Consider the following 16,694-nt stretch of genomic DNA (forward strand, 5'->3'; position numbering starts at 1 on the left):
TCTTAAATACTTAAAATATTATAATGAAAAAGTTTTTTACATTACTTAGTTGTTTAGCATTAATGATGCTTACAAGTTGTCAGTTTTCTGAAAATATTTATGTCAATGAAGATGGTAGTGGTACAGTAAAGTTCTCAATGGATGCCTCAGAAATGATGGATGTTTTAGGACAAATGGGTGAAAATGCTTCAGATGAAATGAGTAAAGCTGTAGATTCTACAATCGTTTTTAAGGACTTTTTGGTAGAATATAAAGATAGTATTTCTAATTTGTCTTTAGAAGAACAGGAAAAGATTAAAGCTATGGAGGATTATAAACTTCACATGGTTATGGATCCTGATAAAAGAAAGATGTTTTTTGATATAGAAACAGATTTTGACAATGCCAACGAGTTGCGTGATATGTATAAAGCAATGAATAACTTTAACAATTTGAAAGGAGGTGAAACTGCTAGTGATAATTTGCCTCTAAGTCCATTTTCTAGTATGGGAAATGAAGGCTCTACTTTGGTGAGTTACTCGTATGATGGTACTGTTTTTAAAAGAAATGTGGCAATTATTGATATGGAAAAGCACCAACAATCTTTAGATAGTATAGATAAATCGGCTTTGATGTTGGGATCTTCGAAATATATAATTAATTACCATTTTCCTAAAGCTGTAAAGTCCTTTTCAAAAGAAGGAGCTATGTACAGTGAGGATAGGAAAACTGTTACTTATGAAGTAGGGTTTATAGATATGCTTAAGGATCCAGAAATATTGAATATCGAAGTTGTTTTAGAAGATTAAAAATTAATTGTTTTGAATAAAGTTATAAAACTACAAGATTTAGGAACCAAAGATTTTAAGGAAACTTGGGATTATCAAGAAGAGATCTTTAAATCTATTTTAGATACCAAGATAAAGAATAGACGAGAGGATACTAATTTGGTTACAGAAAATCATTTTATCTTTGTAGAGCACCCACACGTTTATACTTTAGGTAAAAGTGGTCACTTATCTAATTTATTACTCTCAGAAGACCAACTTGCCAAAAAAGGTGCAACATTCTATAAAATTAATAGGGGAGGTGATATTACATATCACGGTCCAGGACAAATAGTAGGATATCCTATTTTAGATTTAGATAATTTCTTTACAGATATTCATAAATATTTACGTTTTCTAGAAGAAGTAATCATTCTTACTTTGGGTGAATATGGTTTAAAAACCGAACGCAGTCCCGGAGAAACAGGTGTGTGGTTAGGTGTAGGTACGCCGTTTGCACGTAAAATTTGTGCTATGGGAGTTAGAGCTAGTCGTTGGGTTACAATGCACGGATTTGCACTTAATGTAAACGCTGATTTAGGATACTTTGATAACATTATTCCATGTGGAATAAAAGGAAAAGCAGTAACAACTTTAAATAATGAATTAGGGGTTGATCTAGTTAATGAAGCTGAAGTTAAAGCTAAAATATTAAAGAATTTTAGTACACTTTTTGAGGCTTCTTTTATAGACTAGATTACAGATTTAAATAGATTTTTATTTACAGCTTTTCTTCTTTGTTTGTACTTTCTTTTAGTTTTTATTAATCGATATCTAAAATCATCAAAAAACAGACTGACCAATAAGATTATTGCGCCGACAATTAGCGTGTTTAATTTAAAGTTTAATCTTGTGTAAAGAAAACCTCCGGTTAGTCCACCAGAAAAGAAGAAACAGATAATAAAAATCCGAAGTTTGATGGTTGATTTTATTGTCTCTCTATTTGGGTGGTAAATAGGGAATAATAACTGAGAAAGTTCAATTCCTAAGTCTGTAAATAATCCCGTAAGGTGTGTCGTTCTTACGACTGCATTAGAAATTTTAGTTACAAAAGAGTTTTGAAGCCCCATTGCAAAAAGAAGTGCGCAAACAATAAGGTCTGAGTATTCTATTGCTCCAACATGACTAATTAAGGCAATAAATATTAGAATTATACACTCTAACAATGTAGGAAGTACAAAGACATTTAACCTTTTACTTCCTCTGTATTTTTCAATAAGAAAGCTAGACGAAAAAGAACCAAATAGGAAAGAGAAAAAATATAAAAAATAGATGGTTCCTTTCCAAAATTCAAAGTTAGCAACATCACTTATAAAAAGTGCAAAATGACCTGTTACATTGGTTGTTAATTCTCCAAAAGCTAAAAATCCAGAGACATTAACAATACCAGCGACAAAGGACAAAATGGTAGCAATTCGCAGATTATGTTTTATAGTTCTGCTTGTGCCTTGATGTCTAAACATTTTATTTAAATTGCTAATTAAAATTAAGCCTCGTCATTAAAAAACACTTTGTAGTAATGCATTTTCTTTTCTTCATCGTAACCACGTTCTAAATATTCTGCAGAAGCATCTGGTGCATCAACATCAAGTTTTATTTGAATGTTTGTATCGAGTTTTATTTCTGTTTTAATTTTTTGTTTTTGCTTTTTTAAAGCGACTTCAGAAACGTCAAATTGATTTCTAATTAATACTTTATTGTCTGTTTCGTATGTTTTTTTATAGTCTTCAAACAACTGTATTTTATCTTCTTCTGCAAATACTTCTTCTTTAAATGTGTCGATATTTACAATTTCATTTTCCTTGAAAAAATCAACGGTTTTAGCTAAGAAATTACTTTGCTCTTGACCTCCGAAATTTGGTTGCAAAACTTCTTTAGAAAACTCTCTACAAAGCTCAATACAGTTTTTAGTGTGTTGGTTACTATCGTCTGGGTACTTAATGTTTAAGAAGCTTTTAATCCAGTATTGTGTATCATAAGAATTGTTGTCTACACTAAGCACAATTTTACCTTCCATATCGGATGTATTCAAAATTAGACAGCCTTTATCTACTTTTTTTGCCTGAATACCTTTCTGAACTAAAATATCGTAATTATTACCGTCTTCTAAATACGTTTGAAAAAACTCAGTTTTATTTTCTATTTTAAAAATACCAATGGCATCTGTAAAATAATCTTCGTATTGAATGTTTTCAAAATGACAAATAAGAACATCTCCTGTTTTGATTTGAGCAGAATTACTTTGTTCAAATAAATGGGTGACAATGTGCTTAGATATGTCTACAAAATCAGCATCGTCTTTAAATAATTGCTCGCTATAAGTGTTAATTTCATTAAGGGCAACATCGCTATGGTGATGAAAACGATAGCTTTCTGCAACACTAACAAATGGTTTTAAAAGATAAGGTAGCATTAAATGGTAAGTAGCTTCATCAAAATCTACACTAGCATCTGAAAAAGCATTTTTTGTGCCATTAAATTTGTTACCAACTTTATGAATAATACAGCTTTTTATAGAAGCTTTTTGTCTTTTTATCATGGGGTTAAATCATCTTTAAAATAAATAGGTAATACTGTAATGTTAACGTTTAAATGTTTTAACTACTTACAGAAATAATACTAGGATTTAGTTCAATTTATATACTACAATAGTTTGGTCATCACTTTGGGTAATCAGTTCTAAACCGTTGTCATTATCTAATTTTTCTAATGTTGCAGCTCCAATACCGAAAACAGGAAAATTAGGAATAGACTTTACTTGACTGTCAAAAAGATAGACTTTTTTAGATTGTTTATCTGTTGTAGTGACATAAATTTTATCATTCAAATAGAAAATTCTTGGTTCTGAGTAATCACCATAATCTAAATCTATTTTTCTAGATTTTATTGTAAGCCTATTTTCTCTTAATGAAACAAGCGTTTTACTGGTTGTGCTTATTTTATGCTTATCAGTGAGATTAAGGTTTTCGGACGTTTGTTTTCCTCTAGTGTCAACCTGAATTAATTCTCCAAGTGTATTTGTTGTTGTAAACTTGTTTTGATATAAATACACTTCGTTATCCGAAAAGCGAATTTTGTCTTTTGCGTTTGCTCTTGCGCTACCTTGTCTGTTTAATATTTTTAAATTTTCTCCAGCTCCAAAAACAATGTAGTCTTTTGTTCCTATTCTATAATGTTTGGGTTGAGATATTATATTGGAGTCGTTATTTTTATATTTAAAACCATTAACAGTTTGTCCTTTTGCATTATACATTAAAAGATTTTTACCTTGGGTTACAAGCAATCTGTAATCCTTCTTTTTATCATAATCAAATACAGAAAGGGGTTGTGTAATGTTATCATTAAATTTTAAAGGAAACGGTGATACATCATTACCGTTTCTGTCTAAAACATATATGCGATTAGAGGTTGCGAAAGCTAATTGTAATCGACCGTTTTTATACATATCAATTTGCTCAATTTTACCTAAAATTTTGTTTTCAAGTTTTTTCTTCCAAAGAATATTTCCTGAGCTTGATATAAGATAAAGTGTATTGTTTACGTCTTGAGCAACAATATCATTGGCTTTAGTAATATGGTTCTTAACCGTTTGTGGAGCTTTTATTAATGGTGCTTCAAGTTTTGTTGTAAAGGCTTCGTTTACAGAATTTGTAGCTGCTCGTTTTTTAAATTTCTGAATAATACCATTAATGTGAGTGTAATTATCTTCCTGTATAAATTGTACAGCATTAGCATTATAACCGTCAAGGTTTTCTCCCATTATAGATGATAATTCTTTAGAATCTTTGTATATAAATAGGGATGCTTCGTCACTTAAATTATCATTGATATTAATAAAAGCATCAGAATTTACAAGGGTGTTGTTATTTAAAGCGTCTGTAAGTATTTCTTTTAGATGATCTGTGGTTTCAGAAAAAATAATAAAATTTTCAAAAACAGAAAAGTACTGTGCGTTTTCAAAACTGATAAAAGGTTTTAAAATGGTTTTGAAATAATCGTGATCTTCAAATTCAAAAATGTCAAAATCTCTAAATGATTCTGTGTAAGATTTGTTTTCAATAGATTCTACTAGAAAGTTAGGGTCTAAAGAATGAAGTATAAGAGCATTATCGATTAACGCAATTTCGTTTGTGAAATTTAAAAAAGTGTTAGAGTTATCAGCATCTTCACCTTTTAGTTTTGTATTATTTTTGAAGAATACTGAGAAATCATCGTAAGCAATACTTAATAATGATTCTGTATTTCGTGGAACTACTGCAGGACTATTCGTTTTTTGTGGGATAGTATTTTTAAAGCTATCAATGTAATTATAACTAGAATCTTTAGAGGTTAATATTCCATTGTAACTTAGACCTGTGTCATTATATTTAAGATCTAGAACGGTAAAGTTGGTTTTACCTTTATTTATGAAATCTGAGAATAATAATTTTGAATAATTTTTTACTGTAGGTTTAAAGATTACAGAAGCAACAGATTTTTTATCAGCAGTTTCAATGAGTTTACTGATTTCTGTATTTTCATTTTCGGAATTTAATGTTTTTATAAGTTCTAAATTATTAGAGCCAGCAAAAGTGTTTCCAATAATTTTATGATAGATAGTATTGTCGTTTATTTGAGTCTTTTCAATTTTTGAATCGGCTAAAGTTTCAGAAATAAGATTAGGTATAGAATCGATTACAAATAATGTACTATCGTGTTTTGTTAGCACTAAATAATCAGGATTTGTATTGATGGAATCTGTAAAAGAAATATAAACTTGATTTGTTGTGTTTAAGTTGTTTAGGATAGGGATAATGTTTTTTAACTGCTCATTATATATAGTAGAAAGAATATCATTATTTTCAATACTATTAATAAAATCGTTAAGCTCATTAACTTGAATAATTACATCTGTTTTATTGGGTATAAATTGATGCGCTTGCTTGGTTTTGTTGTAGTCTTTTTGACATGACAAAACAAATAAGAATAAAATCAATAAAAAACCAAGTCGCTTCATTAAATCTAAAATTTTAGATTACAAATATAAAAAGTTATAACCACTATAATTTTAAAACTAGACATTAATGCTAGCGTAAAAGAATTTAAATTTATGTTAGATGTCTAAATTGTATTGCACAGGGAGTAATCGAAATGTTTTTCTGTGATACTTGGTAATACCATATTCTTTTATTGCTGCTCTGTGTTCTTTGGTAGGGTAACCTTTGTTTTGTTTCCAATTATACATTGGAAATTCTTCATGAATTTTTTCCATATATGCATCTCTGTAAGTTTTTGCTAACACAGAAGCAGCTGCAATACTTAAATATTTGCCATCACCTTTTATAATAGTTTCAAAAGGAATCTTTTTATAAGGTTTAAATTTATTACCATCTACGATGATAAATTCAGGTACTATTTTTAATTTAGAAATAGAACCGTGCATGGCCAAAATAGAGGCATTTAAAATGTTAATTTCGTCAATTTTGGCTTCAAATATGTGTTGTATAGCAAAAGAAATACTTTGTTGTTCTATGATTGGTTTTAGATCAGACCGCTTTTTTTCTGAAAGTTGTTTCGAGTCATTTAAAACATTGTTCTTAAATGAAGTAGGTAAAATAACGGCTGCTGCAGTAACCGGGCCTGCCAAACAACCACGACCAGCTTCGTCGGTACCACATTCTAAAATATATGATGAATATTGAGATTTTAGTGTCAAAAGAAGTTTTTTTTTACAAAGTTAAAATTTTAACGCAACCTTTTTACACTTTTGCCATCTAACTAGAGAGTGTACGGGATAAACAATAAAGAAACGACTTTCTTGAATTGTTGTTATTATCGTAATGTTGTTAACATTTTTTTAGCAAAAAGCCTTGCTTATTTAATATTTAATTAAGATGTTTGCAATTAGACTAACTCAAATAATTGTTTTATGAAATTAAAATTAACATGGTTATTAACGCTTTTTATGGCGTTCGTGATGCAGTTTTCTTTTGCACAAGAGAAAACTGTCACAGGTACGGTTACTACTGCTTCGGATGATTTTCCTCTTCCGGGTGCAAGTGTAATTGTAAAAGGTACTTCTAATGGTCAACAGACTGATTTTGATGGTAAATTTACTATCAAGGTTAATCAAGGTGATATATTAGTCGTTTCCTATGTAGGTATGTTGCCTGCAGAAATTAAAGTTGGGTCTTCTAATTCTTACAATGTTGCATTGAAAGATGGAAGTACTCTTGAAGAAGTAGTAATTGTTGCTTATGGAGAGCAGAAGAAAGAATCTGTACTTGGTGCTGTTTCTACTGTTGGAGCTAAAGATATCGAGCAAGTTCCAATCGGGTCTTTTGATCAAATTCTTAAAGGAAAATCTCCTGGTTTACATATTGCATCTGGTTCAGGTCAGCCTGGTTCTAGTGCTAAAGTAAGAATTAGAGGTACTCACTCTATTAATGGTGGTTCTGATCCTTTATATATTATGGATGGAGTTCCAATTACTTCTAGTGATTTTGCAACATTAAATGCAAATGATTTTGAAAATATTACGGTTTTAAAAGATGCGGCTTCAACTTCTATTTATGGATCTAGAGGTAGTAGTGGTGTTATATTAATTACTACTAAGAGAGGTGTTGCTGGAGTGTCTAAAGTTAAATATTCTACTCAATACGGTATTTCTGAAATTGGAGACTTGCGTTTTGAAATGATGAATGCTCAAGAGAAAATGACTTTTGAAAACTGGAAATCACCAGGGACATGGTCTGATGCAGATATTGCAAATGCAGAAACAACAGATTGGAGTGATTATTTCTTTAGAACAGGTATTACACAAACACATGATTTTTCTGTGTCTGGTGGTAATGAAAAAACTCAGTTTTTTACATCTGTAGGTATGTATGATCAAGAAGGTATTGCTCTTAGGTCTAGCTTACAGAGATTTACTGCAAGGTTAAATGTAGATCATAAAGTTTCTGATAAATTTAAAATTGGTGTTAAGACATCTATTGGGTATTCTAAATCTAATTATATAAGTTCTGAAGCTTCTATTAATACAAATAACCCTTTTGCTGTTGTGTATTTAGCTCAGCCTTATGAGACACCTTACAATCCTGATGGTTCTTATAATACAGGTATTTCTGATCAAGGTACTCCTTTATTAGGTGGTAATGCTTTAGAAAATCTTAACACTAACAGTAGTATACAAAATGACTTAAAAATTAATATTAGTGGTAATGCTAGTTTAGAGTTTATGAAAAATGTTACAGCGAGAGTTAATATTGGTGTAGATTATATTGATAGAAAATTTGAGCGTGGTGTATCACCAGATACTTTTTTTGGTGCTAATGCTGGTTTTATAGGTGATGAAGGTACTTATGAATTTAGTAATACATTTATTGCTAACATTAACGCGCTTTCTAGTTTAAGCTATAATAATACTTTTAATGATGTTCATAATTTAAATGTGTCTGCATTTGTAGAGTATTACAAATATCATGCTTTTAATGCTAATTTTGCAGGTTATGGTATTGATGCTAAGCGTCTTGGTTATGCTACAGGTATTACAGCTGGTACTGATACTAATGGGTTTATACCTGATGTTGGAGGTAGTGTAACTCAAAGAGGTTTATTTGGTGCGTTTACAAATATCAAATATGATTATGATAGCAAGTATTTTGCAGAATTTACTTTACGTAAAGATGCTTCTTCTAGATTCTCTGATGCTAATAAATGGGGTACATTTTACGCTGTAGCAGCAGGTTGGGCTATTCATAATGAAGATTTCTTAACAGCTAGTTGGATTAATAACTTAAAATTAAGAGCAAGTATAGGTACAACAGGTAATCAAGCAGGTATTGCTGATTTTCAAGATGAAGGTACTTATGGTACAGCTTCTTATGCAGGGGTTTCAGGTTTATCTGTAGCTTCAATTGGTAACAACCAATTAAAATGGGAAGAGTCTGAGAAATTTAACGTAGGTGTAGATTACGGTTTTTTCAATAATAGATTAAGAGGTAGTATTGATTATTATATCGAAAGTATTTCAGATTTATTTATTGATCAATCATTATCTTTTTCTTCAGGGTTTGCTTCTATTGATGCCAATGCAGGTAAAATGCAAAATAAAGGTTTTGATGGACAAATTGATGGTACTGTTTTACAAACCAAAGATTTTTCTTGGAGCTTAAACTTTAATTTTAACTATAACAAAAATGAAATTACAGATTTAGGTCAAGTTGATGAATACCAGCTTGGAACTTCAATTGTTAGAGAAGGTTTAGCTTTTGGATCTCATTATGCTGTAGGATGGGCAGGGGTTAACCCAGCAAACGGTCAGCCTTTATATTTAGATGCTGATGGTAATGTTACAGATACTTATAGTGAAGACAATAGTTTAGCACAATGGGGAAGTTATGAGCCTACTTGGACTGGTGGTTTTGGTTCTCAAATTAATTATAAAGGATTTAGTGCATCAGCACAATTTACTTGGGTAGAGGATTATTATAGATTTAATAACCAATCTTTCTTTCAAGAAAATGCAAACTTTTCACAATATAACCTAGCGACATCAATGTTAGATATTTGGAGAACTCCAGGTCAGGTTACAGATACTCAAGGTTTTGCTTATAATAGAGAATTCAGTTCTAAAGATATTGAAGATGCTTCTTATGTGAGATTAACTAACGTAACAATTGGGTATACATTTACCTCTGAACAGTTAGGTGATACTAATTTATTTTCTGGTATGAGATTCTATGTTCAAGGTCAAAACCTTTATACATGGACTAACTTCTCAGGTTTCGATCCTGAAGATGATAATAATATTGCAGGATATGAGTATCCAACACCTAGAACAATTACGTTTGGTGTAGATTTAAACTTTTAAAATAAATTGATAATGAAAATAAAAAATAATATACTAAATTCTAGTAAACAACTAGGTTTAGCTTTACTTCTATTGACTTTAGCATTTTTTACAAGTTGTGAAGATGCTTACGAAATAGGACCGGATGATGAAATAACAGAAAGTAATGCAATTACTAATTTAACTGAGTTTACAGATGGTGTTATAGGTGTTTATGCTGTTATACCTGGTAATTCGGCTATCACTTGGAACTCTTGGTTTGCAGATGAAGTGCAATTACCTGAATCTAATAATGGTTCTGGTGTACAAGTACATACTTGGTCTATTAATACTTCAGAAGATACTTCAGCGGGTATATATAGTGGGTATGCTACTGTTATAAACAGAGCTAACCGTATTCTTAGAAGCTGGTAATAGTATTGCAATATCTACGGATGAGCAAGCTGAGTTTGATAAATTAAGAGGTGAGTTATATGCGATTAGAGCTTGGGCTCATTTTAAACAAATGGTATATTTTAGTAGTTCTTATACTGATGAGTCAGCTTTAGCTGTTCCTTATCTAGATTATTCTGTTGTTTTAGAGCAACCAGCTAGAAATACAGTAGGTGAAGTATTTGCAGGTATCGAAGCAGACCTTACTTTAGCAAAGGATTTAATTCCAACGACGTTTACAGAAAACATTTTCTTTACTTTAGATGCTGTTACAGCACTTGAGGCTAGAATGGCTTTATACCGTCAAGATTATCCAACTGCAATTGCTAAATCAACATTACTGATTGATAGTTATACTTTAACAGATGATTCTAATTACACTAATATGTGGAATGATAATGAAGATTCTGAGATAATTTTCAAGTTAGCTAGAGAAGTAGGAGGATCTGCTATAGGTCAGTTTTATACTACTGTTTCTGGATCTCTTGATTGGATCTCTTCAGATAAATTATATAATTCTTATGATGCTAACGATATTAGATTAGGTCTAATTGGTGCAACTAATAGATCTATTAATAAATATCCAGGTGTTGCTGCTCAAACAGGTTTAAATGATCTTAAAGAGTTTCGTGTTGCTGAACAATATTTAATTAGAGCTGAAGCTTATGCACAATCAACTCAGTTAGGACTTGCTGCAGCTGATTATAATGCACTTAGAACAACTAGAATTTCTAGTTATACTGATGAGAGTTTTACCAATGTTTCTGATGCAATGTCTAAGATATTAGATGAGCGTTTTAGAGAATTAGCTTTTGAAGGACACAGATTTTTAGATTTAAAAAGAACTGGTACTGATTTAGTAAGAGACAATTCAGATTGTTCAATCTTAGCTGCTGATGCTTGTAGCATGCTAAATAGTAATTATTTATTCACACTTCCTATCCCTCAAGATGAAATATTTGCAAATTCAAATATGATTCAGAATGACGGATACTAAAACTATTATTATGAAAACGAAATATTTATTTTTATTATTTATCACTGTTTTATTATCATCTTGTGAAGATGTTGAAACTCCAGATCTTGGATTAAACAGCGATTGGTTACAGTTTGAAAATGGTTCAGATACCATGACTGAAGGCGATGGACCTCAATTAGTACCTGTTTTATATGCTTCTACTACTAATCCTGACGGTATAGATGTAAGTTTTACTTACACATCTACAGTACCTGATGGTTTTACTGTAGAACCAGCTAACGGTATTGTAAATATCCCTGCTGGTGAGTTTGAGGCATACATAACTGTTACAGCTGATGATGATGTTACTCCAACTGATGATATTGTTATTACTTTTTCTATTGAAGGTAATACTGATTATTCTTTAGGGATTGCTGGTCAAGGTGTTTACAATGTAACTTCTGATCTTAGAATTATTGAAGATGATTGTCCTATTGAAATTGAAGAATTTGTAGGTACTTACTCAGTTACTGAAGTCTTTTCTGCAGGAGGAACTAATGAAGGTCTTACTTTAGCTGATGCTTTTGGTGAGTCTTATCAATTAGATGCAACTTTATCTACAGATAGTGCTACTACCATTGTATTTAATAATTCAATAGGATTTGATACTTACTTAACTAACGGTACAACTGTAACTTTTATAACATGTACTAAAGAATTTATCTTTGATGACGGTAGTACTTCACCTAATTTAGCTCTGTTTGCTGACTTCGATTATACTACTACTGCTTATAGTGATAGTTCTAAAACACTTGCTAGTACAGGTACTCTTGGGACTTATGGAGATTATGAATTGACATTAACTAAATTTTAATATAAATTATGAAAAACTATATAAAATTAGCTAAAAGTTCTTTAAGCATATTTGCTGTATTGCTTTTAGTACTTACTACATCTTGTAATAGTGATGATTCTTTTTCTTTTGATTTACCAACTCAAGAACCTACAGCTTTAATTAGTGATGCTACTTTTGCTGTATCTGCTGAATCTGCTTGTAAAACAGATATAACTATAACATCATCAGAATTTACAAATACTATATACTATTTGTTTACTACTGTTGGTTCTGAAGCTCCTGATTCATCAACTATATTTGAGACGGGTAGTACTATAGTTCCTACAAATGGATCTGCTGTTTTTACTTCTGGGAATTTAAATCCTTCTACAGATTATATAGCTTATTTCATTACTTTAAATAATGATGGTCTAAGATCAGAAGAAGTGAGCTCATTTACCTATTCTACACCAGAATTTGCTATCAATGTTTCTCCTACCTATACAGGGACTTCTACATATATTCCTAGTGGAACAGGAGAAGATGGTTATGAGGTTACTGTAACACCTGTAGATGGTATGGATTACACTTATGATGTTGATACAATATGGGGGCCAGATTTCTTTTTCACTCTTACAGGTGGACAAGTTAATCAAGGTGATTTCCCTGGTGTGTTAAGATTCTCTATCGATCCAGTTACTTATGATGTAACCGTTGTATCGGGTGGTGAAGATGCTGGCCAAGGTTATGGTATTGATATTCCTTATGTGATTTCAGGTTCTGGATCATATGATATTTGTAACGACATTATTACTTTCGATTTATTAGACGAAACTCTTTTAGGAGAAAGTGTAACAGTTGTATTACAATAAATAATATTTTAAATATTATTAATAAACCCTCATTTTTTAATGAGGGTTTTTTTTTATGATTTTTTTTTGAGAAAAAAGTCATTCTTATAATTATGCCTATTAAAAATGAATATCCTATATTTACTAAAAAAAAGAAATAACGATTAATTTATTATCGTTTTTTTGTTATGAAGAAAATTTATATTATGAAGAAAATTTGTTTTGTTATTGTATGTGTAATCTCTTTTAATATTTATTCACAGAATGAATCAGAAGTTAAAGAGATTTTAAGAAATACAGATGTTGCCAGTTTGGAAAGTCTTAAAGCTGATTTTTTAAAACAACAAAAAGTTAATGATGACATAATTAATGCCTATGTTATTGCTAATAATGTACCTAGAATTATCAAAGATGGTGATAAGGTCATGGAAATAAGAAAAATTGTAAATAATAAGCCAGTTTATATATCTACAGATAACCTTGGTGGTGCCAGAACGAGTAGAACTAATTTTGTACAAGCCGGAGGAGATTTAGGTTTAAATTTAACTGGTAATTCTATGTATATTGGTATATGGGATGGTGGATCAGTATTAGCGACACACAATGAATTTAGAGTGTTTGGGGGAGGGTCTAGAGTTGAAACACCAGATGCAGCCTCAAGTTTAGGAATAAGTAATCATGGAACACATGTTACTGGTACTATTGGAGCTAGTGGAGTTAATAGTAGTGCTAAAGGTATGGCAACTGCTACAGATATGATTTCTTATGATTGGAATGGTGATAGTGGTGAGGTTATTAATGAAATAACTAATAATGGTTTGTTATTATCTAATCATTCATATGGAATTCCAATTGAAAATGCAACAGCAGCAAATATTGGTACCTACAATTCAGAAGCTAGATCTTGGGATCAGATAGCATATAGTGCTCCTTATTACTTACAAGTAGTTTCTGCCGGAAATGATGGTTCAAATACATATACTGGTGGTAATGCATCAGGATATGATAAGTTAGTTGGTGAAAAAAATAGTAAGAATAATTTAATTGTGGCTAATGCTGATGACCCTGTTATTAGTACAGATGGTAATGGAACATTATTATCTTTAAATATTAGTTCAAGTAGTAGTCAAGGGCCTTCTGATGATGGTCGTGTTAAGCCAGATATTTCAGCAGATGGAAATAATGTCTTTTCTACTTATAGTACAGATGATAGTGCTTATGGTAGGCTTTCAGGTACTTCTATGGCTTCACCTACAATTGCTGGTAGTTTATTATTAATGCAAGAGTATTATAATCAATTGCATTCTAATTTTATGAGATCAGCTACTCTAAAAGGATTAGCTTGTCATACCGCAGATGACGATGTTTATTCTATTGGTCCAGATCCTATATTTGGATGGGGATTAATAAATATTAAAGCTATGGCAGAAACAATTGCAGATGCGGTTGAAGGTACTGCTGTTCTTTCTGAAGAAACTTTAAATAGTAGTCAAACTTTTACTTATACATTTACATCTACAGGTTCAAGCCCTATAATAGCTACAATTTGTTGGACAGATCCAGCAGGTACTGATAGATCAGGTATATTAAATGATACAGATCCAGTTTTAGTTAATGATTTAGATTTAAGAATTACTCAGGGAGATACGACATATATGCCTTGGAAATTAAATAGTGCTAATGTTACACAATCTGCTACAAAAGGAGATAATATTGTTGATAATGTTGAGAGAATCAATATTAATAGTGGAGAAGTTGCAACTTATACTTTAACAGTAACTCATAAAAATCCATTTTTAACAGGAGGAACTCAGCCTTTCTCATTAATATTAACAGGTTCTGATTTAGTTTTAAGTAATTCAGATTTTGAATATGATGAGTTTTCTATATGGCCTAACCCTAGTAAAGGTGAGTTCAATATTAGATTTAATAACAATAACAGCAGTGAGAATGTTAAGATTGATGTTTATGATATTAGCGGACGTCTAGTTTATAAAAATACCTATACTAATAATTCATATCAATTCAATGAGACTATAAATTTAACAGATGTTGCATCTGGTGTTTATTTAGCTAATATTTCTCAAGGAAATACTAAAACAACTAAAAAAATTATTATAGAATAGTATTCATTCTCTAAATAATATAAAAAGCGACCAACAATAATTATTGTTGGTCGCTTTTATGTTAAGTAATTTGTAATTTTTTGTTCTTTTACAATATTTTATAGTTTACTTTGTTTTAAAATTAGATTGTTTTAAATGCGCATCAAAATAAAATACTTACTTATATATTGTTTGTTTACTCTTGGTCTTACAGCTCAAAATAAACCGACTAAAGATAATACGTCTGCCAAACAAGACGTTTCTTCATTAAAAAAATCTAAAGGAGAAAAAGAAATAGCAACAATTGATATGTATCTGCAGTATAATAATTTATCAGACTCAGTACAAGTAGATACAACCTTAAGCATTAAAAAGGCATATAAATTTAACTACCTTCAAAAAGATAAATTTGGTTTAATGCCGTTTGCCAATATTGGTCAAACCTATAATTCTCTTACTTTTAATTCTTGGGATACCAGTACAGCTCCTTCATTTGGGGCAAGAGCACGTCACTTTAATTATTTAGAACATGATGATATTTATTATTATGAAGTACCAACACCTTGGACAAGGTTAACTTATAAAACAGCTTTTGAGCAAGGACAAATGTTAGATGCTTTCTTTACGGTAAATTTATCCAGGCAATTCAATTTTGCGATTGCTTATAAAGGGTTAAGGTCTTTAGGGAATTATCAGAACGTACTAACAAGTACAGGTAATTTTCGTTTCATTTCAAATTACAACTCTAAAAATCAAAAATATCATGCAAAAGGATATTTTGTAGCACAAGATTTACTTAATAATGAAAACGGAGGATTGCAGTCAGATGATATTATTAACTTCACATCTGGTAATGCTGAGTTTTTAGATCGTTCTCTATTCGATCCACAATTTGAGGATGCAGAAAACACTCTAGAAGGGAAACGTTTTTATTTAGAACAATCCTATGATATCATTAAAAAGAAAGATTCATTGTCAAATAATAAATTAGCCTTGTTTAATAAAATTTCATTTGAAGACAAATATTACCAATATTCTCAAACAACAGCCGCAACAACTTTTTTCGGTAATGCATTTACAACAAGTGTAAATGACAAAGTAAAGTTAGAAGATTTTAAAACAGCCATAGGTTTTCAATATTCTAACAATTTATTAGGTAATGTAGAATTCGCACTAAATTACACTGATATCAATTACGGGTATGATAGTCTTGTTATATTATCAGACGAAACAATTACAAATAGAATACAATCTAATTACTTTGGTGTAGAAGGAGCGTATTCTAAAAGTTATAAAGGATTCGATCTTGTAGCAAAAGGAGGACTAAATCTGTCAGATACTTTTGTAGGTAGTTATCTAGATGGAGTTATCAGTTTAAAATTAAATGAAGACATAGCCTTCTCTGGTGGTATTTCAATTAATTCTAGGCTTGCAAATTATAATTATCTATTATATCAAAGTGATTATATCAACTATAACTGGTATAATTTAGAAAACTTTAATAATGTAAATACGCAGCAAATCAAATTCAATCTTAACTCAAAAAAATGGTTCAACGCTTCTTTAGATTTATCTAATATAGATAATTACACCTATTTTAATTTAGACGAAACCACTTCCGATGGTGTTAACGTTATAAAACCGGAGCAGTATACCAAGCCACTCCAATATTTTAGACTCAAATTACAGAAAGAATTCAAAGTTGGGAATTTTGCATTAGATAATACCATAATGTTTCAAAATGTAGTTAGTGACGATAATGTACTTAATGTACCCTCATTTATTACTAGAAACACATTGTATTATTCTAATGATATATTTAAAAAATCGATGTTGTTACAAACAGGTGTAACACTTAATTATTTTTCTAAATA

13 protein-coding genes (1 of these 13 only partly in view) are annotated in these 16,694 nt (G+C 30.6%); 9 read left to right on the plus strand and 4 right to left on the minus strand.

The annotated features are described in order from the left end of the window. Nucleotides 1–23 precede the first annotated feature (23 nt). Both H0I32_RS11175 and lipB read left to right on the plus strand, forming a co-directional pair. On the plus strand, nucleotides 24–788 hold the full coding sequence (locus tag H0I32_RS11175; RefSeq protein ID WP_179313321.1) for a hypothetical protein: 765 nt from the start codon (nucleotides 24–26) through the stop codon (nucleotides 786–788). A gap of 12 nt (nucleotides 789–800) precedes the next feature. Beyond that, nucleotides 801–1,502, plus strand: coding sequence for a lipoyl(octanoyl) transferase LipB (lipB, locus tag H0I32_RS11180; protein ID WP_179313320.1), 702 nt, complete (start codon nucleotides 801–803; stop codon nucleotides 1,500–1,502). On the opposite strand, the gene H0I32_RS11185 is transcribed toward lipB, so the two are convergent. The 4 genes from H0I32_RS11185 to H0I32_RS11200 all read right to left on the minus strand — a co-directional run bounded on the left by H0I32_RS11185 (nucleotide 1,499) and on the right by H0I32_RS11200 (nucleotide 6,501). After that, nucleotides 1,499–2,269: a YoaK family protein gene (locus tag H0I32_RS11185; protein WP_179313319.1), complete on the minus strand. Its 771-nt coding sequence runs from the start codon at nucleotides 2,267–2,269 to the stop codon at nucleotides 1,499–1,501. The two genes, lipB and H0I32_RS11185, sit on opposite strands and share 4 nt — an antisense overlap. Before the next feature lie 23 nt (nucleotides 2,270–2,292). After that, nucleotides 2,293–3,345, minus strand: coding sequence for a nucleoid-associated protein (locus H0I32_RS11190; protein WP_173586577.1), 1,053 nt, complete (start codon nucleotides 3,343–3,345; stop codon nucleotides 2,293–2,295). 87 nt (nucleotides 3,346–3,432) lie between these two features. Beyond that, a complete protein-coding gene (locus H0I32_RS11195) occupies nucleotides 3,433–5,802 on the minus strand; it encodes a ribonuclease HII (protein ID WP_179313318.1) in 2,370 nt (789 codons plus the stop codon). 96 nt (nucleotides 5,803–5,898) lie between these two features. Next, nucleotides 5,899–6,501: a ribonuclease HII gene (locus H0I32_RS11200; protein ID WP_173586579.1), complete on the minus strand. Its 603-nt coding sequence runs from the start codon at nucleotides 6,499–6,501 to the stop codon at nucleotides 5,899–5,901. Nucleotides 6,502–6,714: 213 nt separating this feature from the next. On the opposite strand from H0I32_RS11200, the gene H0I32_RS11205 reads away from it, so the two are divergent. From H0I32_RS11205 to H0I32_RS11235, 7 genes are all read left to right on the plus strand, one after another. Beyond that, a complete protein-coding gene (locus H0I32_RS11205) occupies nucleotides 6,715–9,660 on the plus strand; it encodes a SusC/RagA family TonB-linked outer membrane protein (protein WP_179313317.1) in 2,946 nt (981 codons plus the stop codon). Between the two features lie 12 nt (nucleotides 9,661–9,672). Beyond that, on the plus strand, nucleotides 9,673–10,053 hold the full coding sequence (locus H0I32_RS11210) for a hypothetical protein (protein WP_218747071.1): 381 nt from the start codon (nucleotides 9,673–9,675) through the stop codon (nucleotides 10,051–10,053). Between the two features lie 10 nt (nucleotides 10,054–10,063). After that, nucleotides 10,064–11,068, plus strand: coding sequence for a RagB/SusD family nutrient uptake outer membrane protein (locus tag H0I32_RS11215; RefSeq protein WP_256928805.1), 1,005 nt, complete (start codon nucleotides 10,064–10,066; stop codon nucleotides 11,066–11,068). Nucleotides 11,069–11,078: 10 nt separating this feature from the next. Continuing rightward, nucleotides 11,079–11,903, plus strand: coding sequence for a hypothetical protein (locus tag H0I32_RS11220; protein ID WP_173586582.1), 825 nt, complete (start codon nucleotides 11,079–11,081; stop codon nucleotides 11,901–11,903). Nucleotides 11,904–11,911: 8 nt separating this feature from the next. Then, entirely contained in the window at nucleotides 11,912–12,736 is an 825-nt protein-coding gene (locus H0I32_RS11225) for a hypothetical protein (protein ID WP_173586583.1), read from the plus strand. Nucleotides 12,737–12,921: 185 nt separating this feature from the next. Next, nucleotides 12,922–14,841, plus strand: a complete 1,920-nt coding sequence (locus H0I32_RS11230) for a S8 family serine peptidase (protein ID WP_179313315.1) — start codon at nucleotides 12,922–12,924, stop codon at nucleotides 14,839–14,841. 135 nt (nucleotides 14,842–14,976) lie between these two features. Continuing rightward, nucleotides 14,977–16,694, plus strand: the 5' portion of a protein-coding gene (locus H0I32_RS11235) for a putative porin (protein WP_179313314.1). Its footprint extends 238 nt past the window's final position; 1,718 of the gene's 1,956 nt are visible here — the first part of the coding sequence; the start codon lies at nucleotides 14,977–14,979; the stop codon falls past the right edge of the window.

Origin of the sequence: Winogradskyella sp. HaHa_3_26 (genome assembly GCF_019278425.1) — a bacterium.
Lineage (GTDB): Bacteria > Bacteroidota > Bacteroidia > Flavobacteriales > Flavobacteriaceae > Winogradskyella > Winogradskyella undariae.